A 26269-nucleotide genomic window follows, 5' to 3' on the forward strand; every position below is an offset into this window, starting at 1 on the left:
GATTTCCCCAGGTCCCACAATCTGGAGCTACTAATGGACTGGAAAGCGATAGTTAAAAGCGTGGCGCCGACTCTGGGCGCTGCCCTTGGTGGCCCTGTTGCGGGAACGGCAGTCAAGTTCCTGGCCAGTGCCTTACTGGGTAATGACAAGGCCACTGAACAGGATATTGCCAACACCATTCTGACGGCGAGCCCCGAACAGCTACTGGAACTGCGCAGCCTAGACAACCAGTTCAAGCTCAAGATGCGTGAGCTGGATATTGATGTATATCGGCTCGAAGTGGAGGACCGCAAGAGTGCACGGGAACTAGGCATCAAAGGGGGCCTGTGGGTCCAGGCGGTGCTGTCGTTTGTGTTCATCAGCGGTTATTTCTTCCTGACCTACCTGCTGTTCTCCGGCAGCGTAGAGGTAACCCCGGCATTCGAACAGACCGGAACCCTGATGCTTGGCGTGATCACCGGCGCAATACCAATGATCTTGCAATTCTGGTACGGCTCCAGCCAAGGAAGTAAGGAAAAGACACAGGCAATGAAGCCATGAACACACAACCCGAGCACTGGCACCTGAGCAAAAGCGTATCAGTCACCCAGATAGTCAGCATCATTCTTTTGGCGGCTGGTTTATTTATATGGGGCTCTGATGTAGAGAAGGGAATCACAGCCAACACCCAGGCCATTCAACACGAATCAGACCTGCGTTCTTTGGAGCAAAAGCATATCGGTGAATTCAAGGATGAGATCCGGGCCCGGTTGCAGCGAATTGATAACAATCTGGAAAGATTGATAGAGCGGAGAGAGTAATGGCCAGGCGCAACCATAACGGCCTGACTGATAAGTGGCAGATATTTGCAGACACCTATCTGGCTGATCCTGAGTTAAATGCGACGAAGGCATATAAGGTTGCATATCCGAATGCGAGCCAGCGAACCTGCGAGGTAAAAGGGTCAGAATTGGTGAGAAAAGGTGAGGTGGCTGAATACATCCAAAAAGCCCAGAAAGCCCGCTCAGAGCGCACTCAGATAGACGCGGACTATGTACTGAAGCGCTTGGCTGACATCGACAGCATGGAGGTCGGTGAAATCCTCCGCGACGACATGACGGTCAAGCCGCTGGCCGAATGGCCGCGAGTCTGGCGCCAATCAATCAGCAGCATCGACATCAGCGAATCAGTGCTCAAGGGCACGGAATCGGCGGAAGAAACGCTCGCAGTGCTGAAGAAGTTGAAATGGCCGGACAAAACCAAGATTTTGGAGTTAATGGGCAAGCATGTGAATGTTCAGGCATTCCGCGAGCAGAAGGAAGTGAAGGTCACTCTCAAGTCGCTGATTGATGAGCTGATTGAGTGATGGGTGGCCAGACTAAGGAAGTGGCAGGCCGGGGCATTCTGAGAAAGCTTTGCTCGTCAGCTAGCCTGGGCCTGCCGTCTACTAACCAGTGGCCTCACTCATCGCATCACGGGCAGATGGAGCTGCCCTGGCAGCTATTGCCGCCGGTATTGTGGCCACCCTGTACGGTCGAATTGTCCGTCACGGTGTTGTCGGAGTAGGCGACGGTGCTCGAGAGATTCAGACCGAAGCCGTCGTTGCTGCGTGAGACGTTGCGAGTGACGCGCCCGCCGGCCGAGGCCTCGATCCCGTCGCTGGTGTTGTTGTAGACGACATTGTCCACGACCAGCCCGGTGAACGAAACGTCGATGCCATCCTGCCCGTTGTCATGAGCAGTGTTGTCACGGACGAGCGATGCCTGCTGGGCGCTGATCCCGTCGATACCATTGTCGTGGACATTGTTGCCTTGGATGATGGTGCCCGTGCTGCCGAAGATGCCGTAGCGTCCGTTGAGTCCTGAGGTGAGGTTTCGAACAACAGAGTGATCACCGACGATGACGCCGCTGCCGCCCCAGCCCTTGATTGAGCCATTCTCTACAGTGACACGATCTCCAGTGGCTTCGATCCCGTCGGCGGTCCCCGTGCATGTGTCGCCGCCCGGGAAGACGAGAATAGAGCATCTAATGGCGAACCCGTTCAGGTCCAGTCGGACGTCGTCGGCCGTGATCTGGATACGGTCGTCGTTGACGTCGCCGGACGCAAACTCGCGACCGAGGTTGCTGGTCAAGACGTAGCTGCCGGACAGTGTGATCGTGACCGGGAATCCTGCACTGTCTCCATTGAAGCAGCCGGTATCGACGGCGCAGGTCTGGTTGATCTCGAACACGCCGTCGACGGCCATGGCGGTGGTCGCGTGGAAGGTGACGATCACGAGGGTGGTGGCGAGTGCATGGGTCACAGGTACGCGGCGACCCGCGGCGAATCGTGCTCGAAGCGAAGTGAAAAGGGACATTGCTGAATCTCCTCCGTGTGGGTATAGAAATTGCGGTTGCAATGATGGGCTTGTTGGTCCCGTTACCAGCTTCTAAAGGAATGTTGTTCACAACTCAACCTGTTGGCACTCAATTTGTTGTGTCGTGAGAGGCTAAATAATCCCTGTTAGAGAGATGACTGATTAATGAACCTGCAAGCGGAAATTTCCCCGGAGGAAGTGGAATCGGTTCGGGATCTGATCAAGCGCTGTGTTCACGATTTCCCCTTTTTTGCCCTGAAGCAATTGAAGATCGCTACAAAGCGCGGTGCTCTGAAGCCATTCAAGCTCAATCGGGCGCAACAGTATGTACATGAGCGTCTGGAAGACCAGCTGTTTGAACTGGGTATGGTGCGGGCCCTGATTCTAAAAGGGCGTCAGCAGGGTATCAGCACTTATGTTGAAGGCCGTTACTACTGGAAGACACGATTCCGCAAAGCGGTGAAGGCTTTCATTCTCACACACCTGCAGCAGGCTACCGACAACCTGTTTGATATGGTGTTCCGATACCACAACAATTTGCATCCATTGCTGAAACCGGCAACGGCCAATGCCAGCTCCAAAGAGCTGGACTTTGCGCAGAACGATAGCGGCTACAAAGTGGCGACAGCAGGCAGCAAAGGCGCTGGCCGCTCCAGTACGATTCATTACTTCCACGGCTCTGAAGTGGCCTTCTGGCCTCATGCGGAAACCCATGCAGCTGGTGTGCTGCAGGCAGTGCCGGAAGGCGAGAACAGCGAGATTATCTTCGAGAGCACTGCCAATGGCATCGGCGGTTACTTCCATGACCTCTGGCAGAAAGCCGAAGCTGGTGAGTCGGAGTTTATCGCGATTTTTCTGCCCTGGTACTGGCAGCCGGAGTATCGCAAAAAAGCGCCAAGTGATTGGAAGCCCAGTGATACGGAACTGGATACTGCCAAGACCTACAACCTGGATAGGGACCAACTGTACTGGGCGCACCAGAAAAACATTCAGCTCCGCGGCGATGTCGGTGAATGGGGTTGGCTCTTCCTTCAGGAGTATCCATTCTGTGCCGCCGACGCCTTCCAGCAATCGGGACAGGACACCTTATGCAATACAGCGTATGTCGCTGCAGCTCGAAAGAGAGACGAAGACGCTGTCAGTCATTACGGAGCGCATATCGTTGGAGTAGATCCAGCGCGTTATGGCGGTGATAGGGCCAGTTGGATACATCGCAAGGGCAACAAGGCCTGGGGCTTGAAGAGCCTGCTTAAAACCAGCACCACCCAGCTTGCGGCCAAGGTTGCCAAAGAATGCGATGCCTATGCAGAAGAAGGTAATCCGGTCGATGCCATCTTCGTCGATGAGGTGGGCCTGGGTGCGGGGACTGTCGATGCGCTGGAAGATATGGGTTATCCGGTGATTGGTGTCAACGCGGGTTCTGCGGCCAGTGAACCCGAAAAGTATTTCAATCTGCGCGCAGAGATGTGGAACAACCTGGCTAATTGGCTCGATGGCTCCGTTTCTATCCCCGATGTAAACAGCCTCCACGCGGATCTGATCGCACCGCAGTACACCTATAACGTAAAGCAACAGTTGGTCCTGGAAACCAAAGAGCAGATGAAAAAACGTGAAGTTCGCTCTCCCGACGAAGCTGAGGCGCTGGCGCTGACCCTGGCAATTCCCGTGGTTGCGCCTGAAAAGCGCAAAGGACGCCATGGACAGCGCCGGCCACCGCGCGACTGGAGAGCGATGTAATGTCCTTCGGCATTGATTACGCAGAGAAACACGATGGCCTGGCACTTAAACAGCTGGAGCGCTTTCTCGACGACATTCGCGTGCAGCCAGAATGGCGCAGTGAAGCGGACCGGGCCTGTGCCTATTACGACAGTAACCAGATTACGCCTGAGATGCGCCGTGTACTGGAATCCCGTGGTCAGCCGATCCTGATTCACAACCTGATGGCGCCAGCGATCGATGGGGTATTGGGCCTGGAGGCGCGCACCCGGGCAGATTGGGTGGTGCGCCCGGACGATGACGACAGCGTGGAAGTGGCAGAGGGCATTAACGAAAAGCTCAATGAAGCGGCGCGCATGACGCGGTCTGATAAAGCCTGTGCCGATGCCTTTGCCGGCCAGGTCAAGTGCGGGCTCGATTGGGTGGAGGTTTCCCGCAGTAGTGACCCTTTCGCTTATCCCTACCGCTGTAAGCGTGTGCACCGCAATGAGATTTTCTGGGATTGGCATGCGGAGTCGGACCTTTCCAACGCACGTTGGTTGGTACGGCGGCGCTGGGTGGATCGGGACCAGGCGGAATTGGCATTCCCCGGCCACAAGGATTTGATCAGGTTTGCCTGCCAGGGTTGGGATGGGTTCGACACCGAATACCAACTGATGCGGCGGGAGGATTTGCTCGGGGCTTATTCGGATTACACCGCCACCGATATGTTCCTGCAGGATTGGTGGGACAGTGACCGGGAACGCGCCCTGATCTATGAAGTGTATTACCGCCACTATGTACAGCGCCCGGTCATGTTCTCCGGCGATGGCCATGTGCTGGAGGTAGATTCGCGGAATAGGATGCACCAAGCCATACTCGCCAGCGGCAAGGTGCAGGTGCGCAATATGGCGTTTCCGAAGATGCGCCTGGCTTACTTTATCGGGCCGCACCGCTTGGTGGATGTGCCCAGCCCACACCCACACAACAATTTTCCCTATGTGCCTTTCTGGGGCTTTCGCGAGGACAGCACCAGTGTTCCCTATGGCTTGGGACGGCGCATGATGCCGGCGCAGGATGAGGTGAATGTGCGCCGACAAAAGCTCACCTTCCTGCTGAACAAGGTGATGGTGATCAAGGACGAGGATGCACTGGCAGGAAATTTATCCGATGAAGAGATGCTGGATGAATTCTACCGCGCTGATGGTGTGGTGAACCTGAATCCAAATCGCAGTAATAACGACAAAAACGCCTTTCGCATCGAGCAGGAAACCCATGTGGCGGCACAGCAGTTCTCCATTATGCAGGAAGCGCAGCAGATTATTCAGGAGACGGCTGGGGTGTATTCCGCATTCCTCGGCCAGGAGAGTGGTGCCAAGTCCGGTGTGGCGATTGACTCATTGGTAGAGCAAGGCAGCACTACGCTTGCGGAACTCACCGATAACTACCGCTTCGCCCGTCAGCAAGTGGGTGAGATGCTGATGGCCCATGTGATTCACGACCTCAGCCAGCGCCAGGACTATCCGGTAGCGCGCAATGTGGGCACACCGGACAAGACCAAAATTATTGTGCTGAACGGCAGCGAAGGTACAGGCGAGCCCAGAACCAATCTGGTTACCAAAGCCAAGCTGCAGGTGGTGCTGGGGGATATTACCAGCACGCCCAGTTACCGCGCCCAGGTTTCCCAGCGCATGATGGAACTGGCATCAAGCCTGCCGCCGGATATGCAGATGGTAATGCTGGATTTGATTGTGGAGAGCACGGATCTGCCCAAGCGTGATGAGATCGTTAAACGTATCCGCGAGGTAACCGGTCGCGGCCTGGACCCGAACGAGATGACCCCGGAGCAGCGCGCGCAAATGGAACAGGAGCAGCAGTTCGAGCAGGCGATGAAGCAGCTGGGCATGGAAGAGGCCCGGCAGAAGGTGGCCAAAATTGCTGCTGAGGCGCGCAAGATCGATGCGCAGGCGGCGGGAGAGAAAGGTAAGGCCAAGATGTCTGATTCCCAGCTGCGCCACCTGGACATTCAAACCGAAAAACTAATTGCCGAGATGAAGAGTGTTATCGCCGATGTCGCTCTGAAGCGCTCGCAATTCAGGTTTCAGCAACTTGGGAACACCCAAAAGACTGGATAAAGCATTGGCTGGCAACGGCCAACCCCGGACGTAAACAACCCGCTCTGTGCGGGTTTTTTTATGCCCGGAACTTCGCACGCCTAAGCGATAGAGGGCAACTTCGCAACCATGCGACAACTGGTAAAAGGTGGAAATACGATGAGTAAGTTTGAAATGGACGACGTGGATCTCGATGATTTGGGCAAGTCGGAAGAGGAGATCAACGAGCTTCTGGAAAGTGGTGATGAAGAAGCCATTGAGGAGCTACTTGGTTTTGGCGACGAACCCAAGAAGGAAGAGGTCAAGACTCCTGAAGTAAATGACGATGATAACAAGCCAGATGAGAACGAAGCTGGAAAACAGGGCGATACCGACGGCACCCCGCCCGCTGCCGACCAGCAGAAAGCAGAACCTCCTGTTTCCGATGATGGTAGTCAGTTTGTAGAGAGCCGAGATGGCAAGCACAAGATTCCGTACGAAGTGCTGCAAAATGCACGGGATCGAGCCAACTCTCTTCAGAATCGCGCCACGGAACTGGAGCAGGACCTCACTGGTACCAAGGCTGAGATGGATCAGCTGAAAGGGTTGAATGATCAGCTGAAGCAGCAGCTGCAGGATAATAACCTCACCCCGGCCGATGTGCTTAAAAAAGCCGATATTGACGATGCGATGCTCGAAACACTGAGCGAGTATGGCAGTATTGGCGAAGTGGTGCGCGCATTGGCAATGCAGAACAAGCAGTTGCAAACGGCCATCAGCAGTGGTCAGGGTGAGGCAGGTCCATCGGCACAGGATGACGATCCCAATGCCGCTCAGCAGCAAGTGGAAACCGCCATTGCCAGCAACCCGAGCCTGTCCGATTGGAGGGAGAATGATCCCGACAAGTGGGATATGGCCACCATCGTCGATAACCAGCTCAGACAAGACCCCGCTTTTAAAAATGCCTCTTTCGAGGATCGCTTTAATGAGGTGGTCAAGCGCACCCAGGCCGCCTTTGGCATTCCCGACGAACCTCCGGCCGACAAGCCCCAGGACGCGAAAGTGCTTGCGGAAAAGGCCCAGGAGACTGTCGAGAAGGCCACCAAACAACAACACCCTCAATCGCTCTCCGATTTAGGCCAGGGTCCCACCGCTCAAAAGTCCCGCGCTGATACGTTTGCCGAAATGTCCGAATCCCAGCTGGAATCGGCCATGGCGGATATGACGCAGGACCAGATCGAGGATCTGATGGCCGAGCTCGGGGAATAACAGGTAATCAGGTAAATCACCATGTCTACTTCCATTTCTGCGGGCAGCGCAGCGCGCAACCGCATTTTTAACGCGGCACTCTTTATGGAGGCCACACGCCGCAATTCCTTCACTAATGTGCTGACCGGCCCTGCGCCGAAAAAGGCCGACAAGAAAAAGATCGACGGTAAGAAGCAGACCAATCCCGGTGCGCCCATTGTGCGTATTACGGATTTGTCCAAGGAGGCTGGTGATGAAGTCACCGTGGACCTGTTTCACCAGCTGCGTCAGAAGCCGGTCATGGGCGATAAGAAGCTGGCCGGTAAGGGTGCAAGCTTAACCTCCAGCCAGTTCGATCTGGTTATTGACCAGGGCCGCACCATGGTGGACTCCGGCGGCAAGATGAGCCAGCAGCGCACCGCCCACGACCTCAAACAGCTGGCGAAAACCCTGCTGGGGCCTTACTACAACACCATGGAGGACCAGCTTGTTTTGATTCACCTGGCCGGCGCACGCGGTGTGCACAACGACTCCGACTGGATTGTACCGCTGGAGGATGATGAGGAATTTGCCGAGATTTGTGTCAATCCCCTGACACCGCCCACCTATGACCGCCACACCTACGGCGGCGATGCAACGGCGCTGGAGCAAATAGACAGCGCCGACACCTTCACCCTGGCGAGCGTGGACAATATGCGGCTGATCCTTGATGAGATGCCGTTCCCGTTGCAGCCGGTGAAGTATGAAGACGATCCCCAAGCGGAGGATGCACCTTTCCATGTGCTGTTTGTTTCACCGCGTCAGTGGCATGACTTCTGGACCTCCACCAGCGGTAACGACTGGCGCGCACTGCTGGCCAATGCGCACCAGCGCGCGGCGGGCTACAAGCATCCCGTTTTCTTAGGCGAGTGTGCCATGTGGAATGGGATTCTTATTCGCAAGATGAAGCGTCCGGTGCGTTTTGTTGCCGGCACCAATGTGCAGGTATGCACCAACAGCGCTGCCGCGACGACCACTATTCAGACTGCGGATACCACTATCGATCGCGCAATCCTCCTGGGTGGCCAGGCTTTGGCCAATGCCTATGGTCGCAGTGGCAAAAAGGCCAAGGGCGGTATGCACTTCTCCATGCACGAAGAGAAGACCGACCATGAAAACGTGGTGGAGCACTCAATTTCCTGGATGAACGGCAAGGCCAAGATCCGCTTCAAGGGCACCAACGGTCGTATTAACGACCACGGTGTGATGGTACATGACACGGCGGTAAGCGGTAACTGATTGGCGGGGGCTTCGGCCCTCGCGTGTTCACCCTCTTTTTTAATTACTGGAGCACTCCAATATGAAAACCCCAAACCTGAACACCATTCAGCAGAATGGTGAATACGGCAATCTGTGCATTGCCACCGGCAAGGCCATTTTTGAAGGCGATGGCGGAGGTACAGCGGGTGCTGTGCTGAAGTTACCGGCGATGACCAGAATCACCGGCTTCCGCATGGTCAATGATGCCCTTGGTGCATCCACCACGGTTACCGTCAATGCGGTTGGTGATACCGGTTCCACCCCAATTCTGGCTGCAACTGCGACCGATTCTGCAGGCAACGCTTTGTATACCGGCAAATCACTGTTGCTTCCCGAGCCTACTGAACTGCAATTAACCCTGGCTGGTGGCAGTGCTACCGGGGAAGTGGAGTGTATTGTCGAGTATGTGTACGTTGGGGCCTGAGTGCTGGTTACATTTTATACAACCACTCATGCCTAAAGTGGCGCATTGACGGTTATGTGTTGAATAAGGCGACTTGAGCCAGTGGTTCACTATCTTCAGTTGCTATTTGATCGAAAATCTATATGTTGCTGTAAATAATGGCTTTATTATGGAGTTTGAGCGGTCGACTCCAGAAATAGTAACCAAATGAATAATGAGCCACTGGTTCTTTAATAAACTGTTATGCGCGAATTACTTGTTCATTTTCAGTTGTGAGTTTGAATAATTGCTAAGTAAATTCGTACTTCCCCCTGATAGAGGCCAACGAAATGGAAAACGACCTCTTAGTCGTACCGCTGGAGAGCAGCTTATTTTCTTCACTCGATGATGCTGCACTCAACGAATTTAACGCTCAGTGGATTAATGTTGACTCAAAGCCGGGATATCCATGCAGAGTATCTCTAGAGGATGCAGAAATTGGAGAAAGAGTGCTTGCTATTAATTATTGTCATCACTCAGTAGATACAGCTTATAAAGCATCCGGCCCGATATTTATCAGAGAAAATGCGGTAACAGCATGTCTATCAAAAAACGAAATTCCCAAAATGCTTCGTCATCGGTTACTCTCTTTACGCGCATACAATAGTGAAGGGAATATGGTAAATGCAATTGTCACAGAAGGCAGAGATTTAGATGTAGTAATCAATAAACTTCTGATGGATCAGTGTGTTGAGTATATACAGATCCATAATGCCAGGCCCGGCTGCTTCAATTGCACAGTAGTCAGGGCATAACAAACCTAGTCGCAGAGACAAGTTTTCCGCTACGCTCCAGTTTTTTGCGGAGTGCGACGTCAGGTCAATAAGGAATGCATATGATTAATAAATCCTCATGGAGCATAATGACTTTATCAGCAATAGGAGTTGCGATTTATGCATTGGCCCTTTTGATTGAGCCGAATATTAGGCCGCTATTTGTCCAGAACCTATTTTTACACTTTCCAAATTTTACTAAGATTCATTTTTTGGGTGGTGCTATTGCTATATTAATAGGTGCTTTTCAGCTAAGCTCCTCAATAAGGAGAAAATATCTATATTTGCATCGTATACTTGGCCGTATTTATGTTATCTCTGTTGCTTTTGGCGGTCTTTCTGGGTTTATTTTAGCTGTGAATTCTGTAGGGGGGGCTTGGGTACAGACTGGATTTGCGCTAATGGCAATATTTTGGTTGGGAACAACACTAAATGCATATCGCGTTATTCTTCAGCGGGATGTTAAGTCTCATGAGCGCTGGATGGTGCGGAGTTATGCAGTAACATTGGCAGGCGTTACCCTAAGACTTTATCTTGGCCTTAGCGTAGTTTTAGGCATTAAGTTTATTGATGCTTACCCTATATTGGCTTGGTTGTGTTGGGTTCCAAACTTGTTAATAGCTGAATTATACCTTTGGTTAAAATTGAATAAAGTGAAAAGATTCAATAAAAGTAGCCTATCGGATTCTTACTAACTTTCGTTACCTGATTAACCCTTTTTCCTTCCTGTACTGAGCTGGTTGGCAGTAGTCAACCGATAGTTTTTTCAGAGTAAGACCATAAGCCCGCTTAATGCGGGCTTTTTCTATTTAGGAGATTTTTAATGACTGAACCCACTGTGTTGATCCAGTACATCGGCAACAAGCCGGTAAAAAAAGATACCGTTTGCTGTACCGGAACACTTTGGACCGGTAATGGCGATGTGCAACCTTTCCCGCGCAACAAGGCTGTGTTGTTGCTGCGGCATAAACAGGTATGGCGTATCGCTGGTGAACAAGAAGCGGCTGCCTGTGGTTATGGCCCGGCAACCGGTATTGCCTCAGCCGCAAAGCCGCCGCTGCAGGCCGAAGCCTCTGTTCACGATGAAGAGAGTGATCCCCCGCCCCATGAGCGCCGTGAAGTGGGGCAGCCAACCCTGACGAGTGTGCCAGTTAAGACGGAGAGTGGTGACCAAGACGATAATGGCCCCGAGCCAGTAAAGGCTGCTGCACCCAACGGGGCAGTGGATCTGGTTGCCGTGATTCGCACCATGCCGAAGGACGAGGTGCATTTCTCCCAGCACACGAATAAGCCATTGGTTGCCAAGGTGCGGGAATTGTCTGGCGATATGTCCATTACGGCCAAGGATGTGGCGGAAGCGTGGAAACAGATCGATGGCGAGCGTTAGCGATCAGATTGGCAAGGTGCGCGGTATGCTCCGCGATGCCGGTGCCACCGCTTACAGCGATGCCACCATTGGTCATGCGCTCTATGATGCGGAGCTGGGAATTGTCGCCTACAAGCCGGAGGCCACCGCGCAGGATGTGGAAGTACCCACGGTGGACGGTGCCCGCCAGGAAATTCCGCTGGACTATTTGCGGGTACTGGATATTAAGCACAACGGTTCCATGACGATACCGGGGCGCAGTATCCGCCTGGTGGCGCGGGAGCATCTGGACCTGATGACGCCGGATTGGCGCAGTGCCGATACGGTGGCGGAGGCCCGCCAGTACACCTATGACGAGCGCAACCCCAGGGTTTTTGAGTTATCCCCGCCGGTTATCGCCGGCACGGTGGTGGCGACTTTGGCAAAGCGCCCCCTTGCCTACGACGACCTGGCCGATGCCAGCCTGACGGTCGGCGATGAATACTGTCCGGCATTGACTGAGTACGCGCTGTACCGGTTGTTCAGTGAGGACACCGAGGGCAGCGTGAACGAGTCCCGCAGCCGCAAGCATTACGCCAACTTCTTTAATTTCCTCGGGGTAAAAGTGCAGAACGAGGCGCGGGTTTCGCCCCGGCAACCGGAGCATAAAAGCTGATGCTGGAACACGAGCTGGTCAGTATCGATACCTTCCTGCCGGGTATCGTGATCAATGTACCGGACGCACCGGAGCCGTTGATACAACACCAGTTGCTGCTGACCCTGCAGGATTTTTGCGAGCATTCCTGCTATTGGCGCGAGCGGCTGGCCGATGTATTTACCATTGACGGGATCAGCAGTTATTCCCTCGAAGGCCCCGGTGATACCAATATTGTCAAAGTGCTGACGGTAAAGGATGCGCAAGGGTCACCGCTGACTTTACGCTCTGCGCCACGCTCCGGTGAACAGTGGTGGTGGCAATCCCAGCCGGGTGTGCTTGAGGTATACGCGGAGGTTGGCGAACAGTTTTTGCAGGTGACGGCCGCAGTCAAGCCGGGAGCCAATGCTACACAGGTTTCCCGCACGCTGTTATCAGATTACCGCGAAGCCATTGAGCAGGGCACGTTGGCCAAACTCTACGCCATGCCCAACAAACCCTGGTCCGCGCCAAACGCGGTACCCATGGCCCAGGGGCTCTACAGGCAGGATCGGGATCAGGCGGCCCGCAAGGCCGGGCGTGGATTTTCTACCACCCCAAGACGTTACCAGCCCAAACCCCGCAATTTCTTCTGATTTTTCTGAGGCGCCTATGGCCAGTAAAAAGAACCTCACCGATGCAGTGATCGGGGACAGCCTGAGCCTGCCGCTGGTGTTTAAGGATGAGAATGGCAGCCGTATTGATATTTCCGGTCGCACCTTCTGGTTCACTGTCAAATTGAATCCGCAGGTTCCGGATGAGCGGGCAGATGCCCAGGTCATTTTGACAGCGCCCGCCGATGCCAACAGCCAAAACGGGGAAGTGGCCATTGGTCTGTCCGCGGCGCAGACGGAAAACCTCAAGGCCACCAGTTACAACTACGACGTGCAGATGGCCACACCGATTTCCGGCGATGAACCGGAAGTGCAGACCATCGTGTACGGCCGCATCCGTTTTCTGCAGCAGATTACCCGGAGTCGCTGAACCATGGCCAATACCATTACCTTTATTGAAGAGAATGCCACCAACACGATTTCTGTGCTCGCGTCCGAGTCGGTTCAGGTGCAGTCGGTTACTGAAACCGTCGAGGCCCGACAGGTAGCGAGCCAGGCCCTGGAGGTGACGCTCGATGCTATAGGGCAGCCGATCACGGTTGAAGTCACCGGTGATGTGGGTGTGGTGGCGAGACTGGCGGCGCAGGTGGTGGAGGCGGAGCGCAGCGCCTCTGCCAGTGCTTTGGCGGCGGCACTGAGTGAAGCCGGTGCAGCCAACAGTGAAGAATATGCCGGCGTTAGCGAGGAGAACGCGGCCTCCAGCGCTACCGATGCGGCCAGGAGTGCGGTACAGGCCAATGACCACCGTATCATCGCCGAAAACAAAGCCGGGGATGCTGCCAGCAGCGCGGCCTTTGCCGAAGGCAGCAAACAAGCCGCTGCCGATAGTGCCGCGTCCGCGCAAAGTTGGGCAGGCTCTGCACAGATTTCTGCCGAACAGGCTGGCACTGAGGCCGGGAAAGCAGAAACCAGCGCCACGGATGCCGCAGGTTCCGCCTCGGCGGCTGCCACCAGCGCGCAGAATGCAGCCGGTAGCGCCGGGCAGGCGGAGGGTCATGCCAGTGATGCCGGTCACAGTGCCGAGACTGCCACCACCCAAGCCGGTTTGGCCACCAGTGCAAAAACCGATGCGGCAATAGCGCGGGATGCGGCCATAAACGCGCGCACCGGTGCCGAGACAGCCCAGGCCAATGCCGCCGCTAGTGCTACCGCTGCGGCCAGCAGTGCAACAACCGCACAGACAGCAAAGGCGGGTGCGAGTGCGGCGCAGCAAAAAGCGTTTCAGTGGGCCAACCATCCTGAAGACCAGTTGCTACCCGGAGAAACCCAATACTCCAGCGCCCACTGGGCAGCCAAGGCCGCCGAGTCCGCTGCCACGGCTTCGGGGCAGGTGGAGTTTCTGGGGTCCTGGGATGCCGCTGCCAAGGGTACACCGCCGACGCCTGCCAACTCCGCGCGTTATGTGATCGTTAGTGACGGCGTTGTGGACGGCAAAAACGTCTACGTCAATGACTTTATCACCTACTCGGTACCGGATGCGCAGTGGTTTGTCACGCCGGGCTCGGGCAATGTGGCCAGCGTCAACGGCCATATCGGTGCGGTGGCGTTGGATTATGGCGATTTTGCCGGGGCACAAAGTATTGCCCTGGATAATGGTTTGGGAATCCTAGGGAAAGATGTCGGCGGCAGTCATCGCTATCTGATTCGCGCACGATCGGAGGGGTATGTCCAAGTTGGAGAAAGTGCGTATCCCGTCCGCCTTTTTGGGAACAGCGTACCGCAATGGTACAACGGTAGTGAAACCCGCGCTTTGCTGACGACCGGCGGCGGGCAGGAAGTGGCCAGCCACCTTGGATTTTCTTCCCACCATGGCAGTGTCGGTATTGGCGGTCAATCCAACGGTTACCACACTGCTGATTTCCGTATGCAAGATGACGGTTCCGGCAAACTGGCCGCGACAATTTACGTCGATGTGGATCAGGCCGTGAATGGCTTTCAGGTACGACAGCACAATTCCGGCAGTGGTGGTTGGTCAAATCTGTTTCGGGTTCTTCCTGATCGCAGGGGCTTTCTGGGCACCAATGAAATTCTGCATACCGGTGGTGGGCAGGCAGTCTCCGGCACAACCACCTTGGATAAGATCAGTTTTCCGCGTACCAGCGTTGAGCATATCGAATTCCACCACCCTGTCAGTGGGTTATTCAGTGTCGGTTTCAAGGATGACTACCTGCGTTTTCGCGGCAGTGGTAATGATAATCCGGCCGGTATCCGCCTGGACGACTATGACGAAACGGTTGTCCAGCTCAGCCGTCATGGTGTCTCTCAATTTAAACGCGGCCTGAATGCCAGTGCGATCAGTGAGGGCGATACCGCGCTGTCTGATAAGTATCTGGGGATCAATGCTCGGGCGGCGGACTCGGCAAAACTGGCTGGTAAACACCCTGAACATTTTATTTATGGCAAGAATGGTCAGGGCACTTTGGGGGTTGCCGAACTCGGTGAAAACGGTTGGAACGATGTGATAAAAAGTGGTTTCTATAACGGCGATGCACAGCCCAATGACCCCGGTGGCAATGCTAGCGGCTGGTACTGGGGCATTCACGCCAGCCATGAAAATGGAAACCACTACGGTTGGACCCTGGTAGCCAGTAACGATAGCAACCCGACCTGGTATCTGCGCGGTGTTCGGAGCGGCACCTGGGGTGACTGGCATCAGATTATTACCAGCAAGGGCGGACAGACCATTCACGGCGGTCTGGAAGTTCGCGATCTTACAATTTCCAATACATCGCCAGCCCTGGAACTCTACGAGTCAGACCAGAACAATCCCGGCAACAATCACAGGCTGACCGCTTCCGGTGGCCATGTGTATTTACAGTCGGAAGGTAACATCCGCTTTACCGGCTACAACGCCGCCGACCTCACTGGCCTGAAAGCAAAGTTTGGTGGTGTCTATCACGATATTTTGCACAGCGGCGGCGGTCAGTCGATTGGCGGATTGACCACATTCAATTCAGCAAACTATGGCCAGCATATCAATATTGTTAAAGGTGGAGAAAGCTGGAGTATCACTCCCTCCACCGCCGGTTCCCTGGATGTCTACCGTAACTCCGGGTCCGGCACCGCCAAAATCGCTGTGCCAGGGCTGAATGCCAACGGTCCCTTGACGCAGAGCGGCCACCAAGTCTGGCATGATGGCAATACATCGGGTGTTACCCCGGCCTCCGCGCCAGAGCTGGGCGTGGTGGATCTGAACAGTTACCAGACGCCCGGCTTCTATTTTCAGACAGCCAATGCTGATGCGACCAACGGTACCAACTACCCAGCCGCGCGAGCAGGTTCCCTGGTGGTCCAGGCTTCTGCCGGTGTCACCCAACAGTATTACACCTACAATTTTTTGAACTCCGATGCGCCGGATTTCTATTTTCGGGGTTATTACAGTGGCAACTGGTCACCGTGGAGAAAAGTGCTGCACTCCGGCAGTCAAAACGCCTCTGTTGCAGGTTCACTGGGCATTGGTGTCGCCCCTAGCGGCAACCTGGCCAATGGCAAGGGCATTGCGCTTGGGGATAACGACACCGGCATTCGCCAAAACGGCAGTGGAATAGTCGAGCTGTGGGCGAACAATACCATGGCCATGCAGGTCACCGGTTCTTATGCCCTGTTGCCAGATAATCAATCACTACATCTGGGCAGCCAGAGTGATGCACGCTTGTATCACAGTGGCTCCAATACCCACTTTAATAACTATACCGGCGATCTGTATGTTAGAAATCTGAAACACGGTGGCCGTATTTATTTTCAGGCCGAGGACAGCAGCGGCAATAACGAGGCGTGTATCTATGTAGATGGTACCGGCTCCGCTCACTATGTGCGCCTCTTTTATGGCGGCAGTGAAAAGCTGATTACCCAGAGTTATGGTGCCAAAACCAATGGCACCCACAAATTTACCACGGACTGGGAAATTACCTCCGACGAAACCGTGAAAACCAACTGGCGGAAATTGAAGCCAAAAGATGCCGCCAGGGCCCTGCAAAAACTGGGCGCTGCACACTTCTACGACCGCACCGATATTCAACAACGCAACCAACTGGGTGTGGGGGCACAGACCGCCAGGCGTGCAGGCCTGCGCAGTATCGCCAGCAAGCACGACGGCCTGTACAGCCTGCGCTACCGCGCCCTGCAAATGTATCAGTTGAGTGCGCGCCTAAATGATGTGGCGCGTATACAGCAGCTGGAGCGCGCGGTTGCCGAACTGCAACAAAAACTGGAGGCCGCCTGATGGCCATTTCCACTACACCGACCGGCAGTGAAGTCTGTGCCGAATATAACATCCCCAAGGCCGGGGCCAAGGGTTCGGATTTTCTGGGGAAAAACGGCTTACCCAGTTCACTGCCACTCAAAGGCAGCGATTTTATCGGCAAGTCCAATATGCTTTACGGCCTGACGGATAGTTTTGCCACTGATGCTACACACCGGAAAGGGGCCACGGCGGGTGTCTACTTCTACCAAAATGGTCGTATTGCCAGATACGGGGCACATGTGATCCCCAAATATACGGATATTGGCGCTTGGGTAATACCGTCATCAAGCAGCGTGGGCAACAACTACCAGATCCGTTTTACCCTTTTGACCGGCAGCGGAGTTTCCGGCAGTGGCACAAACACCTGGTTGCGCCTGAGCCAGAGCCGATCTATCACCCTGTCGGTTGGATTGGGCTACCGCAGGGCCACTGTTCGAGCCGAGTTACGCCCCTACGGCGGTGGAGCGATATTGGACAGTGCGGTGTATACCCTGCTGGTGGAAGCAGGCGAAGAAATTTAGTGCTGGGGCCAAGGTATTTCTGCAATCGAGTCTCGATAACCCCCTTTTTTTAATATCGTTTTTTCAACCCCTTGGAGTTTGCATTATGGCAAAAAACAAAAGATCCGCCCATAAATCCGTGACCAAAGTGGAACAGTCACAGGTAGTGGAAAGTCCTCAACCATCATCGCAACCGTTATCGCAAGCCGATCCCTCTGCCGGATATGTGATTACCGGTGAGCAGTTGCAACAGGTACGCCAGCTGCTGGGGGCCATTGTGCAGACGGGTTCCGTGTTTAATCCCGACCCGTTAAAAATGTATACGGGCATGATCCAGGCCAATCAGAACCTGGCGACACAGGCGGCGGATGTATTACAGAAACTGGAGCCGGTGACGTAAATGCGCGATGCTTTTTTATACCGTTACGATGCCCAGAACGGCCTGCAAGTGCAGGCCGTTATTGTTTCTGATCTGCGCGATTTGAACCGCGTGCTCGACGTGGCGCGCAGTAGAGCACTGGATGAGCACAGTCCATTGGTGCAGGAGGTGATTGCCAACTATGTGCAGTATCCGCCCCATATGGACATTGTGCATCAGTGGGCACAGGCGGCGGATAAAACGGTTTTGGAGGCGGAGCACCCTTGGCTGGCATTTTACCGCGGTGAGGTTGTGGCGTTGCCGGAAGATGATCCAGCAGTGCGTCAAACACAGGCGGAGCAGGTGATTGCGAATTTTTATCGCCGGATTTTCAAAGCCGAACGGGCGCAGAAACTCCGCACTGTGCAGGCGGAGGTCAACGGCAAACGGCTGGATGGTGATGAGACTTCCCAGACCCGCATGGCGCGGGTGGTGGCCGTGGCTCAGCAGCAGTTGATGAATGGCCTGGTCGACTACCTGGAAGCGCAGCAGGGCAATGCAGACCTGACTGTGCAACAGTTGGTGAGCGGCCTGTTGGAAACATTCCAACAAGTTCGCAGTGCCCAATCGATCCAGTGGATGCTGGCGGACAATACCGCCAGCGCTATGACCCCAGGGGAACTGGGCGAGGGATTGCATCAGGCCCTGCGTCAACAGGAAGCGTTTTGGGGGTTTGACTGATATGGCCAGGATCAACAGTTATAACTTTGCCGGGGAAATGCCCCGTATCGACCCAAAGCTATTGGACGGCCGTTTTGCCACCAAGGCATTAAACGTGGAGCTGCGCCGGGGACAAATAGCACCGGCCAATTTACCGGCGGACACGGGGCAGACCCTGGGCACGGCCACGCAGACATTGTCCCTGTTCAATCGCGAGGGCAACGAGGGACAGGGGTTCTGGTTGGAATTTGCCGGCGATGTGGATGTGGTGCGCGGGCAGATTGCCGGGGATACTTCGCTGCGCACCTATTATACCGGCGATGGGGTGCCAAAAATTACCGACGCCACCCTCGCGACCGGTGGACCTGGTCCCTACCCTTCCGCAGCCCACGACCTGGGCCTGCCGGCACCTTCCGGTCCCCCCGATGTCAGTGGGCCCGATGGCGAACCGCCGGAGGGCGGGCAAGCGATCGACACCGCCTATATTGTCACCTTTGTGTCCAGTCGCGGTGAGGAGGGGCCGCCCAGTGCGCCCTCGCGCATTGTGCAACGCTGGGATGGCGCTGCGGTGGAAGTCACGGCAATCCCGGTCGCCAGCGGCAATTTTATCGTGCAGAGCAAGCGTATTTACCGCGCTCAATCGACCGGGGGCTACCAGTTTGTGGCCGAGATTCCCGCAGGCCAGACCGATTTCAGTGACAGCGTGGAATCGGAACAGTTGGGGGAAACCTGCCCAAGCCTGGACTGGATTGCACCGGACCCGAATATGCGCGGACTTACGGCGCTGCCCAACGGGGTCATGCTGGGAGCCTTCGGCAATACCCTGGCGTTTTGCGAACCTTACCAGCCCCACGCCTGGCCAATCCGCTACCAACTGGCCATGGCCTATGACTTCGTTGCAGCGGCAGTGACTTCTGCCGGTGCGGTGATCGGCACCACGGGCAAACCCTACCTGGTGGCGGGCTCGGAACCGGCGGCCATGAGCCTGGTGCCCCTGGACCAGATTCACGCCTGCGCCAGTAAACGCTCCATGGTGGATATGGGGGAATATGTGCTCTATGCGTCGCCGGACGGGCTGGTTGCCGTTGGCGGCACCGATGCGCGCCTGGTTACTGAACCTTTGATATTGCCGGCGCAATTTAAGCAACGTTTCAACCCTGCCAGTATTCATGCCTACCGCCTTGAGGACCGCTACCTGGCCTTTTACAACAACGGCAGCGAGCGGGGCAGTTTCAGTTTTTCTGTAGAGGAGGGTTTTCGCTTTTATGAGGTGTACGCCGATGCGGCCTATTTGGATGAGGTGAGTGGCGATTTGTATTTGTGCCTGGCAGGCGTGGTGAGTCGCTGGGGTGCCGGGGCCGAGTCCTCCTATACCTGGCGCAGCAAGATCTGGCCGAGCCCCCTTGGGGTTATCTTCACCGCGGGCAAAATTGATGCGGACAGTTATCCCCTGACATTCGATTTTTACGCTGACGGTCAGCTACTGCACAGCCGCTCGGTGGCAGACGGCCGCGCTTTTCGGCTGCCCTGTGCGCGTCGTTACCGCCATGTACAGTTTGAGCTGCGCGGCAATGCGCCGGTATCGAATATCCAGTTGGCCAGCAGCATGAGCGAGATCCGCTGATGGCCAGGCGCACTTCCGGGTTACCGAATGTTTCTCCCAAGGTAGACCGAGCCCTTCGCCCGCTTCTGGAAAAAATGGTTGAGGTGATTGAGGTAGGGGAGGGGGTACGGGGCGATCCGCTCGACGCTTATCTAACAATACGCAGCCTGATTGATACCGGGCTGGCGAAGCTGATTAACAACACGCGTTTTCCGGTACCGGGCAGAGACCTGGTTGCCACCACCCCGGCGCCCAATCCCATTGTACCGCCAGCGCCCACGGGCTTTACCGTGAGCAACGGTTTTAGCCATGTGTTTTTGCAATGGGACAACCCCAACAGTCAGTATCAGGGACACGCCTTTACCACTATCTACCGGGCGACTGAAGATAATCTCGCCAACGCGGTGGCCATTGGCCAGTCCACCAGTTTTCTCTATGCGGATGTGGGTGTACAGCGCGAGGTCACTTACTACTACTGGATTACCTACACCTCCGCCACTGATATTGAGGGACCACGCAATGCTGCTGCGGGCACCGCCGGACACACGGCACCGGACCCGGCGCTGGTATTGAAAAGCCTGTCGGGGCAGATTCGCGAGACGCAGCTGTACCAGGCGCTGCAGGATCGCATTGACTTAATCGACAGCCCCGCCACCGGGCTGGTGGACAGTCTCGGCAATGAAATCAGCCGCCGCCAGCAGGCGGTCAACAGTCTGCAGCAGCAGATCGACGGGCTGGTGGTGGCCACCGATGTGGAGATTTTTTATCAGCCGATCGAACCCACCCATGAAGATGCCAGCGGCGGGGTACTGGTGGAGGGCTCCCGCTGGTTCGACACCGACGACAACAATCACCCCTATGTGTTTACGGAGGACGACGGCCTTTGGCACGATGCCCGCGATCAACTGGTACTGAACGTGGAGGCCAATTTAACCGCCGAGCAGTTGGCCCGGATCGGTGCGGACAACGCGCAGCTGGTGCGGCTCGATGCCCTGGAGCTGACGGTCAATGATCCTATCCATGGCGTGGCGGCCAATGCCGATGCGGTCAGTGCCCATAACCTGCGTATCACCAGCAATGAAGGGGGGCTGGTGGCCCAGGCCGGGCGTCTCGACAGCTTGGCGCTGACGGTATTCGATGCCAATACCGGGGTGGGTGCCAATGCCTCCGCACTGGCAAGCCAAGCCCTGGATATTACCCGCATCGGAGAGGACATTGCGGCCCAGGGCCAGGATATTGCCAGTTTGCAGGCCACGGTGGAAAACCCCAGCGATGGCGTGGCAGCCAGTGCGGCGGCCATTGATCAGTTGCAGATTGATGTGAGCTTTATTGACGGTGAGCTAAAGAGCCAGGCCACGGCGCTGACTCAGGTGCAAACAGAATCCGGTGACAACACCACCGCAGTGCAGGTGTTGCAGCAGAGTGTGGACGGTATTGAAGGCCAGTACACGGTCAAGATCGACAGCAACGGCTATGTGGCTGGCTATGGCCTGTCAGTGACCCAAAACGAGTACGACGGCAGCCAGCACAGCGAGATGATTTTCTCTGTAGACCGTTTTTCTGTCGGCGCCCCGGGGGCGACCGAGCTGGCCTTTATTATTGATGGCAACCGGGTGGTGATGGACGGCGCGCTGATTAAGGACGCTACCATCAGTACGGCGCAGGTGGGCCGTATTGCGGTGGACAGGATCACCGGTATCAATGCGGCCTTTGTGCTGGCAAGAATCGGTACCGGTAGTATCACCAACGCCTATATCGGCGACGTGATCCAGTCGGACAGTTTTGATAATTCCGGCGGTACACAGGGCTGGCGTATTCATAAAAACGGATCAGCTATTTTTAACAATATCTATGCCCGGGGAAATATTGAGGCGGACCGGTTAAAGGCCAATGCCGTCAATATTATCGACACACTGCATGTGAAAGGGAACGCGATCACGGTGGCGCAGGCGGTCAAGATTGGGAATAAAGATCTGACCAACCGCAACGCCAGCGCCGTGCTGGCACAAACCAGCTTCAATCCCGAGGGCGGTGGTTACCATGTCATTGTCACCGGGGAGTTTTACCAGTGGGATGATGGCGCGGTGGAGGTGGAGTTGTTTATCAATGGTAAGCGCCAGCAGGGTAATGTGATCTGGCAGGACGTGGGTGGCGGCTCGGATATGAACTGGTCGGTGCCGGTGTCCATGAGTTATGGCGGCACCAGTGCCTCTAGTGTATCGGTCAGGGTGACTGCGAAGCATCTGGCGCACAAAGGGGGAAAATTACGCAATGCCAATTTGCTGATATTGGGCACCAAGCGATGATTGTCGTTTTTGATCCGTCCAATGGGCAGATTCAATGGACCCTGGATGGTGCGATAACCCTGGTGGAGCTGGAGACCTCCGTTCCCGAGCACCTGGATTGGATGTTTGTGAACAGAGACGTGGATGTCAACGAGGACTATGTGGCGGACGGGGCCATCGAAAAGCGACCACGTATGGCGGTTACCTGGCAGTACGACCCTTCAGGCAGAGAGGTTGTGATAAAAAATATCCCGAGCGGTGCGCAGTTGGTGGTGCCCAACTGGCAGGGAATTGTTAATGATGGCTTTGTGATTTGGCCGGTGGTTGAGCCGGGCATTTACCCAATCACCCTTGAATGCTTTCCCTACCATAGCGAGGTGATTCGTGCCGAAGTTACCTGAATACGATCCGCTGAATGTGCCGGCCTCGCGGGAGCAGATCAATACATGGCGTCGCACACAAGAGGAAGCACCTCTATTTGTAGGTGGCTTTCAGTTGGATGTGGATCAGGACAGTTTGCACCGTTTACAGCTGCGCATACATAACTGGGAGCAGATTGGTACGGCGAATGTTGCCTGGATGACGGCTGACAATCATCAGGTATGGCTTACGAAGGACGACCTGGGCAAACTTTACGCACATGCCATGACGGAAAAAGCCCGACGCAGTTCCGTACTCCACGATACCGCGCAGCAGTTCAAACGTGATGGCGTCACACTGCGGCAACTGAGGGAATGGACCCTTTAATATCCCCTGCATAATAAAAGCCCATGTTGCAGCTGCAACCCTTCCAGCATTTGATCCGTTATAAAAACCCCATTGATGCCATTGGCAAGCGCTGCGGTGTGCCGCACATGCTCTCTCAAATCGTGTATGCCCTGGCCAATAAACGGGCTTTTTTGTTTACCGATGAAGACAGCTTCTGTGTGCTGCGCCCGCAAGCTGAGGCGGAAGAAAAAATAATCGAGGTCTGGGTGGCCTACAGCCGACGCGGTAATGCAATCCGTACCCATCTGCCGCAGGTGAAGGCATTGGCGCGGGAGGTGGATGCAGGCTGTATCCAATTCTGGACGGTGCTGCCGGTCCTCGACCAGTTTGCCCGGCGTCTGGGTTTTGAGCGTCATCATACTGAGTATGATTTTACTATTTGGAGAATTCCATTGTGATTGATATGAGCGATAGCGCGCTGATACCGGCATTGCCCGGTACCGGCGAGTTTGAAACTTTCCAGCCTTTCCGATTCCGCCGGGTATTTCACAAAGGGGGGGATGGCAAGGTAAAGGAAACTGCCGATGAAAAAGCCTTTGCGGATGTGGTGGCGCAGAAGTGGAATCACTATCAGCAGAAATACTCTGGTCTTGAGCAGGGTTATATGGACCGGGTGGATGCACAGGACAGTAAAGCCGCCATGGATTTTGCCGAGGGCTCGGCGAACCAGCACAGCAGGGCCAAATTCAGTGAAGCGAAAGAGGATCTTCAGGGCAATCTGGCTTCTGCAGGCATCAACCCCAATAGCGGGAAATTCAAAGCTGCCACGAACTCTATGGCGGTTGCCGAAGGGCAATCCACCGGGGAGACGGTGACCAGGGCTGGCAACAGCCAAAAAGATGAATATGTCACCGGGGTGCAGAATATCGTCAATATGGGGCAGGGAAAATCTGCCGCGGCGACAGCGGGCCTTGGCGGTTTGGCAGATGCTGCAGCAGATAAAGCGGGCAGTGACGCTGCTGAGGCATTTAACGAGTCTGCCATGACACAACAAATGGTGGGCAATGTTGCCGGTGTAGCCACCAGCTACGGACTTGATAACGCCCAGAAAAAGCCCGCAGGCTATGGATTGACCACAGAGCTTCCAGAAAACCAGACCGCGAGAATCGGTCTTAATTACGACCAGGTAGTGGGGTAATTCAGCATGGGTGCATTAGACAGTGCAATCAATGGGGTGCGTGATCAGCGGCAAGGTGCCAACTATGGTCGCGGTGGGGTGTATTTCGACGGTAGCGCCGAGAACACCCTGGCGAGAATTTACCGCGCCGAGTGGCAGGACTATTTGAACCGCTTTGCCCCTTACGAGGACAAGGCCATCGACTTTGCCACCAATCCCGAGGCAGTCACTGAGGCCGTGGACCGGGCGGGCTCTGCTATGGAGCAGAGCTTTGCTACTTCAAAAGAAAGTTTGCAGCGGGATCGCAGTCGCTATGGGTTGTCGATGAGTCCGCGCGAGCAGGCCAGTGAAAGCCGTTCCAATGCCGCCAGTGGAACCGCCGCGAAGCTGGCTGCAAGAAACAATACCCGACTGCATGTACAGGATCGCCAGCAACAGGTGATGTCTGGAGCCGGTGCCGTCGGACTGAGAGAAGCTATTAGCGAGGGTCGTTAATGATGAGTGGAAGCTACGGGTTAATCAGCGTTGGCCGTGGTGTCAAGCGGGACGCCATGCAGGGCATGGAAAAGGTGGCTCAGAATGAGCGTCAGCGCGAAATGCGCAACGACCAGCTGGAGATGGCTGAGAAGCAGCAGAAGTCTACAAATGTCAGTGCTGGTGCTGGTATTGGCGCCTCCATGGCCGCTGGTGCGAAGAGTGGTGCATTTGCCGGGCCTATGGGGATGTTGTATGGCGCAGCGCTGGGTGCCCTGGCTGGCTGGGCAACAAGCGAACTTTTTTAAGGAGGGAATCACTATGGCAGGATTAAGCACGGCCAACGCGGCCAATGGTTTTATGCAGGGCTTCAGTTTTATGGAGGGCGTGAAAGATCGCCGGATACAGCGGGAGCGTCAGGCCAAAGCCGATACTTTGGCAGAAGAAGAGCTTGCCTATACCAGAAGTCAGCGCGGTCTGGCAGATGCCAGGAGAGATACGCAGTGGAAGCAGCAGCAAGCCGAGTATAGGATGAAACTGCAAGATCGTTACTACAATTTTATGGATCAAGTAGCGCTGGCGGCGTTGGATGCGAGGAAAAATGGCAGGGAGTTTGATCTATCGAGCGACCCGCGCTTTGAAGAAATTCAGAATTTGCGCAGCAGCATTGCCGGGTTGCAAAACGGCACGCAACGTCTGGAGGCACCACAGACAGCACGGGCGGTACAGTTTACCAGCCCCGATCTGATTGAGCAGAGCCAAGTCGCCGACGAATTGGAAGGCGTGGCTGGGGTTACCCGTGGCAAGCAGCCGGGTACGGTGGTAATCGGAGTGCGGCGTAATGGCGAGGTAGTACCGAAAACTGAAAATCAATCAACAGCCGATGACGATCCTGTGCGCCAGTATCCGATAGATGGATTGATGCAGCGTGCCATGGCTTATGATCGTGGTGTGGAAATAATCCTCAAAGACCCCGAGGGCTACCTGAGAAGTCGTGGCAAACTGAAAGACCCGGAACCAACTAAAAACACTACCGAGCTGGAGAGGCTGCTGGTAGCACGTGCAAAGGTCAAGCCGGATAGCGACGAATATCAATCACTCTCTGCGCGCATTAAATACCTGGAAGACCCCAGAAAGCTGAGCGGACCGGAAAAGCCGATTATCAAGACCGTGAAGGGTAAGGATGGCTTTAGTGAAAAACTTGTGCGTGTTGATCCCGAAACCAATGAGGTGATCCCATTGGAAGCGCCGCAGGGAAGGACGGGGTTAATGCCCAAGGCCGAAGCCTATGCGGACGCACGCATCAATGAGAGTGCGGGATGGTTCTCCAGTGATGACTCTGACTTCAAACCTTGGGGCGGAAGTAGAGAGCGTGCAAGGCAGTATTTTATTCAGGAGTATCTGAATTTGCACGGCGCCGGGGAAGGCAGTGGCCAGCAAATGGCAGGTCAGCAGAACACGGGTCCGAGTGTGAGTGGTGACCAAAGTAAAATTCCATCGGCAGCTATGGAAGCTTTGTCAGCCAATCCAAACCTGGCAGCCCAGTTTTACAAAAAATACGGCTTTGTGCCAGAGGGCTACGAACAGTACATAAACCAAACTGCCAGTCTCCCCGAAGTTCCCCGTTCCGGCGGCTAAACACCGCCATCCCTTCTGCTTAAT

The 26269-nt window shown here is 55.2% G+C and carries 28 protein-coding genes; 27 read left to right on the forward strand and 1 reads right to left on the reverse strand.

Features of this window, described 5'->3' with window-relative positions:
* Positions 1-33: 33 nt before the first annotated feature.
* Genes ACL7TT_RS01345 through ACL7TT_RS01355 form a run of 3 tightly spaced genes read left to right on the forward strand, consistent with a single transcriptional unit; the run spans position 34 to position 1345 of the window.
* Positions 34-540: a hypothetical protein gene (locus ACL7TT_RS01345; RefSeq protein ID WP_299948452.1), complete on the forward strand. Its 507-nt coding sequence runs from the start codon at positions 34-36 to the stop codon at positions 538-540.
* Complete coding sequence (locus ACL7TT_RS01350; RefSeq protein WP_413392521.1) at positions 537-800, forward strand: hypothetical protein; 264 nt, start codon at positions 537-539, stop codon at positions 798-800. The genes ACL7TT_RS01345 and ACL7TT_RS01350 overlap by 4 nt, the downstream gene beginning before the upstream one ends.
* Positions 800-1345 carry a terminase small subunit gene (locus ACL7TT_RS01355; protein ID WP_413392523.1) on the forward strand — a complete coding sequence of 182 codons (546 nt, stop codon included), beginning with the start codon at positions 800-802 and terminating at the stop codon, positions 1343-1345. The genes ACL7TT_RS01350 and ACL7TT_RS01355 overlap by 1 nt, the downstream gene beginning before the upstream one ends.
* Before the next feature lie 106 nt (positions 1346-1451).
* Here the strand turns inward: ACL7TT_RS01355 and ACL7TT_RS01360 are convergent, their stop codons facing one another.
* Positions 1452-2336 carry a right-handed parallel beta-helix repeat-containing protein gene (locus ACL7TT_RS01360; protein WP_413392525.1) on the reverse strand — a complete coding sequence of 295 codons (885 nt, stop codon included), beginning with the start codon at positions 2334-2336 and terminating at the stop codon, positions 1452-1454.
* A gap of 165 nt (positions 2337-2501) precedes the next feature.
* Between ACL7TT_RS01360 and ACL7TT_RS01365 the strand changes: the two genes are divergently transcribed.
* The 24 genes from ACL7TT_RS01365 (at position 2502) to ACL7TT_RS01480 (ending at position 26245) form a co-directional block, all read left to right on the forward strand.
* On the forward strand, positions 2502-4073 hold the full coding sequence (locus tag ACL7TT_RS01365) for a hypothetical protein (protein WP_413392527.1): 1572 nt from the start codon (positions 2502-2504) through the stop codon (positions 4071-4073).
* The gene (locus ACL7TT_RS01370; protein ID WP_413392529.1) at positions 4073-6166 is read left to right on the forward strand and encodes a portal protein; all 2094 of its coding nucleotides are present in this window, start codon (positions 4073-4075) and stop codon (positions 6164-6166) included. Before ACL7TT_RS01365 ends, ACL7TT_RS01370 begins: the two co-directional genes overlap by 1 nt.
* Before the next feature lie 138 nt (positions 6167-6304).
* Positions 6305-7393 carry a hypothetical protein gene (locus ACL7TT_RS01375; RefSeq protein WP_413392531.1) on the forward strand — a complete coding sequence of 363 codons (1089 nt, stop codon included), beginning with the start codon at positions 6305-6307 and terminating at the stop codon, positions 7391-7393.
* Between the two features lie 21 nt (positions 7394-7414).
* A complete protein-coding gene (locus ACL7TT_RS01380; protein WP_413392533.1) occupies positions 7415-8650 on the forward strand; it encodes a N4-gp56 family major capsid protein in 1236 nt (411 codons plus the stop codon).
* Between the two features lie 61 nt (positions 8651-8711).
* Positions 8712-9095, forward strand: coding sequence for a hypothetical protein (locus ACL7TT_RS01385; protein ID WP_299940465.1), 384 nt, complete (start codon positions 8712-8714; stop codon positions 9093-9095).
* A gap of 308 nt (positions 9096-9403) precedes the next feature.
* A complete protein-coding gene (locus tag ACL7TT_RS01390) occupies positions 9404-9868 on the forward strand; it encodes a DUF1203 domain-containing protein (RefSeq protein WP_413392535.1) in 465 nt (154 codons plus the stop codon).
* 80 nt (positions 9869-9948) lie between these two features.
* Positions 9949-10581, forward strand: a complete 633-nt coding sequence (locus ACL7TT_RS01395; protein ID WP_413392537.1) for a DUF2306 domain-containing protein — start codon at positions 9949-9951, stop codon at positions 10579-10581.
* A gap of 128 nt (positions 10582-10709) precedes the next feature.
* The gene (locus ACL7TT_RS01400) at positions 10710-11273 is read left to right on the forward strand and encodes a hypothetical protein (RefSeq protein ID WP_299940458.1); all 564 of its coding nucleotides are present in this window, start codon (positions 10710-10712) and stop codon (positions 11271-11273) included.
* Positions 11260-11907: a phage adaptor protein gene (locus tag ACL7TT_RS01405; protein WP_413392539.1), complete on the forward strand. Its 648-nt coding sequence runs from the start codon at positions 11260-11262 to the stop codon at positions 11905-11907. Before ACL7TT_RS01400 ends, ACL7TT_RS01405 begins: the two co-directional genes overlap by 14 nt.
* Positions 11907-12521 carry a hypothetical protein gene (locus ACL7TT_RS01410; RefSeq protein ID WP_413392541.1) on the forward strand — a complete coding sequence of 205 codons (615 nt, stop codon included), beginning with the start codon at positions 11907-11909 and terminating at the stop codon, positions 12519-12521. The genes ACL7TT_RS01405 and ACL7TT_RS01410 overlap by 1 nt, the downstream gene beginning before the upstream one ends.
* 16 nt (positions 12522-12537) lie before the next feature.
* Positions 12538-12909 carry a hypothetical protein gene (locus tag ACL7TT_RS01415; protein ID WP_413392543.1) on the forward strand — a complete coding sequence of 124 codons (372 nt, stop codon included), beginning with the start codon at positions 12538-12540 and terminating at the stop codon, positions 12907-12909.
* 3 nt (positions 12910-12912) lie between these two features.
* Positions 12913-16761 carry a pyocin knob domain-containing protein gene (locus tag ACL7TT_RS01420; RefSeq protein ID WP_413392545.1) on the forward strand — a complete coding sequence of 1283 codons (3849 nt, stop codon included), beginning with the start codon at positions 12913-12915 and terminating at the stop codon, positions 16759-16761.
* On the forward strand, positions 16761-17303 hold the full coding sequence (locus tag ACL7TT_RS01425; protein WP_413392546.1) for a hypothetical protein: 543 nt from the start codon (positions 16761-16763) through the stop codon (positions 17301-17303). The genes ACL7TT_RS01420 and ACL7TT_RS01425 overlap by 1 nt, the downstream gene beginning before the upstream one ends.
* 85 nt (positions 17304-17388) lie before the next feature.
* Positions 17389-17682 carry a hypothetical protein gene (locus tag ACL7TT_RS01430; RefSeq protein ID WP_413392548.1) on the forward strand — a complete coding sequence of 98 codons (294 nt, stop codon included), beginning with the start codon at positions 17389-17391 and terminating at the stop codon, positions 17680-17682.
* Positions 17683-18381 carry a hypothetical protein gene (locus tag ACL7TT_RS01435; protein ID WP_413392550.1) on the forward strand — a complete coding sequence of 233 codons (699 nt, stop codon included), beginning with the start codon at positions 17683-17685 and terminating at the stop codon, positions 18379-18381.
* Between the two features lies 1 nt (position 18382).
* Positions 18383-19984, forward strand: coding sequence for a hypothetical protein (locus ACL7TT_RS01440; RefSeq protein WP_413392552.1), 1602 nt, complete (start codon positions 18383-18385; stop codon positions 19982-19984).
* On the forward strand, positions 19984-22269 hold the full coding sequence (locus ACL7TT_RS01445; protein WP_413392554.1) for a phage tail tip fiber protein: 2286 nt from the start codon (positions 19984-19986) through the stop codon (positions 22267-22269). Before ACL7TT_RS01440 ends, ACL7TT_RS01445 begins: the two co-directional genes overlap by 1 nt.
* The gene (locus ACL7TT_RS01450; protein ID WP_413392556.1) at positions 22266-22649 is read left to right on the forward strand and encodes a hypothetical protein; all 384 of its coding nucleotides are present in this window, start codon (positions 22266-22268) and stop codon (positions 22647-22649) included. Before ACL7TT_RS01445 ends, ACL7TT_RS01450 begins: the two co-directional genes overlap by 4 nt.
* Entirely contained in the window at positions 22633-22995 is a 363-nt protein-coding gene (locus tag ACL7TT_RS01455; RefSeq protein ID WP_413392558.1) for a DUF4376 domain-containing protein, read from the forward strand. The genes ACL7TT_RS01450 and ACL7TT_RS01455 overlap by 17 nt, the downstream gene beginning before the upstream one ends.
* Before the next feature lie 23 nt (positions 22996-23018).
* Positions 23019-23414: a hypothetical protein gene (locus tag ACL7TT_RS01460; protein WP_413392560.1), complete on the forward strand. Its 396-nt coding sequence runs from the start codon at positions 23019-23021 to the stop codon at positions 23412-23414.
* Positions 23411-24154, forward strand: coding sequence for a hypothetical protein (locus ACL7TT_RS01465; protein ID WP_413392562.1), 744 nt, complete (start codon positions 23411-23413; stop codon positions 24152-24154). The genes ACL7TT_RS01460 and ACL7TT_RS01465 overlap by 4 nt, the downstream gene beginning before the upstream one ends.
* Before the next feature lie 6 nt (positions 24155-24160).
* Positions 24161-24628, forward strand: a complete 468-nt coding sequence (locus tag ACL7TT_RS01470) for a hypothetical protein (RefSeq protein ID WP_413392563.1) — start codon at positions 24161-24163, stop codon at positions 24626-24628.
* Positions 24628-24915, forward strand: a complete 288-nt coding sequence (locus ACL7TT_RS01475; RefSeq protein ID WP_413392565.1) for a hypothetical protein — start codon at positions 24628-24630, stop codon at positions 24913-24915. The genes ACL7TT_RS01470 and ACL7TT_RS01475 overlap by 1 nt, the downstream gene beginning before the upstream one ends.
* Before the next feature lie 13 nt (positions 24916-24928).
* The gene (locus ACL7TT_RS01480) at positions 24929-26245 is read left to right on the forward strand and encodes a hypothetical protein (protein ID WP_413392567.1); all 1317 of its coding nucleotides are present in this window, start codon (positions 24929-24931) and stop codon (positions 26243-26245) included.
* Positions 26246-26269 lie beyond the last annotated feature (24 nt).

This window comes from Microbulbifer jejuensis (assembly GCF_047289955.1).
Lineage (GTDB): Bacteria > Pseudomonadota > Gammaproteobacteria > Pseudomonadales > Cellvibrionaceae > Microbulbifer.

Coding starts and splice junctions, on each gene's coding strand:
- ACL7TT_RS01445 (WP_413392554.1), top strand. CDS start 19,984: ATGGCCAGGCGCACTTCCGGGTTACCGAATGTTTCTCCCAAGGTAGAC.
- ACL7TT_RS01375 (WP_413392531.1), top strand. CDS start 6,305: ATGAGTAAGTTTGAAATGGACGACGTGGATCTCGATGATTTGGGCAAG.
- ACL7TT_RS01440 (WP_413392552.1), top strand. CDS start 18,383: ATGGCCAGGATCAACAGTTATAACTTTGCCGGGGAAATGCCCCGTATC.
- ACL7TT_RS01450 (WP_413392556.1), top strand. CDS start 22,266: ATGATTGTCGTTTTTGATCCGTCCAATGGGCAGATTCAATGGACCCTG.
- ACL7TT_RS01425 (WP_413392546.1), top strand. CDS start 16,761: ATGGCCATTTCCACTACACCGACCGGCAGTGAAGTCTGTGCCGAATAT.
- ACL7TT_RS01430 (WP_413392548.1), top strand. CDS start 17,389: ATGGCAAAAAACAAAAGATCCGCCCATAAATCCGTGACCAAAGTGGAA.
- ACL7TT_RS01355 (WP_413392523.1), top strand. CDS start 800: ATGGCCAGGCGCAACCATAACGGCCTGACTGATAAGTGGCAGATATTT.
- ACL7TT_RS01460 (WP_413392560.1), top strand. CDS start 23,019: ATGTTGCAGCTGCAACCCTTCCAGCATTTGATCCGTTATAAAAACCCC.
- ACL7TT_RS01370 (WP_413392529.1), top strand. CDS start 4,073: ATGTCCTTCGGCATTGATTACGCAGAGAAACACGATGGCCTGGCACTT.
- ACL7TT_RS01405 (WP_413392539.1), top strand. CDS start 11,260: ATGGCGAGCGTTAGCGATCAGATTGGCAAGGTGCGCGGTATGCTCCGC.
- ACL7TT_RS01390 (WP_413392535.1), top strand. CDS start 9,404: ATGGAAAACGACCTCTTAGTCGTACCGCTGGAGAGCAGCTTATTTTCT.
- ACL7TT_RS01420 (WP_413392545.1), top strand. CDS start 12,913: ATGGCCAATACCATTACCTTTATTGAAGAGAATGCCACCAACACGATT.
- ACL7TT_RS01385 (WP_299940465.1), top strand. CDS start 8,712: ATGAAAACCCCAAACCTGAACACCATTCAGCAGAATGGTGAATACGGC.
- ACL7TT_RS01400 (WP_299940458.1), top strand. CDS start 10,710: ATGACTGAACCCACTGTGTTGATCCAGTACATCGGCAACAAGCCGGTA.
- ACL7TT_RS01435 (WP_413392550.1), top strand. CDS start 17,683: ATGCGCGATGCTTTTTTATACCGTTACGATGCCCAGAACGGCCTGCAA.
- ACL7TT_RS01480 (WP_413392567.1), top strand. CDS start 24,929: ATGGCAGGATTAAGCACGGCCAACGCGGCCAATGGTTTTATGCAGGGC.
- ACL7TT_RS01410 (WP_413392541.1), top strand. CDS start 11,907: ATGCTGGAACACGAGCTGGTCAGTATCGATACCTTCCTGCCGGGTATC.
- ACL7TT_RS01345 (WP_299948452.1), top strand. CDS start 34: ATGGACTGGAAAGCGATAGTTAAAAGCGTGGCGCCGACTCTGGGCGCT.
- ACL7TT_RS01475 (WP_413392565.1), top strand. CDS start 24,628: ATGATGAGTGGAAGCTACGGGTTAATCAGCGTTGGCCGTGGTGTCAAG.
- ACL7TT_RS01395 (WP_413392537.1), top strand. CDS start 9,949: ATGATTAATAAATCCTCATGGAGCATAATGACTTTATCAGCAATAGGA.
- ACL7TT_RS01415 (WP_413392543.1), top strand. CDS start 12,538: ATGGCCAGTAAAAAGAACCTCACCGATGCAGTGATCGGGGACAGCCTG.
- ACL7TT_RS01380 (WP_413392533.1), top strand. CDS start 7,415: ATGTCTACTTCCATTTCTGCGGGCAGCGCAGCGCGCAACCGCATTTTT.
- ACL7TT_RS01360 (WP_413392525.1), bottom strand. CDS start 2,336: ATGTCCCTTTTCACTTCGCTTCGAGCACGATTCGCCGCGGGTCGCCGC.
- ACL7TT_RS01470 (WP_413392563.1), top strand. CDS start 24,161: ATGGGTGCATTAGACAGTGCAATCAATGGGGTGCGTGATCAGCGGCAA.
- ACL7TT_RS01365 (WP_413392527.1), top strand. CDS start 2,502: ATGAACCTGCAAGCGGAAATTTCCCCGGAGGAAGTGGAATCGGTTCGG.
- ACL7TT_RS01350 (WP_413392521.1), top strand. CDS start 537: ATGAACACACAACCCGAGCACTGGCACCTGAGCAAAAGCGTATCAGTC.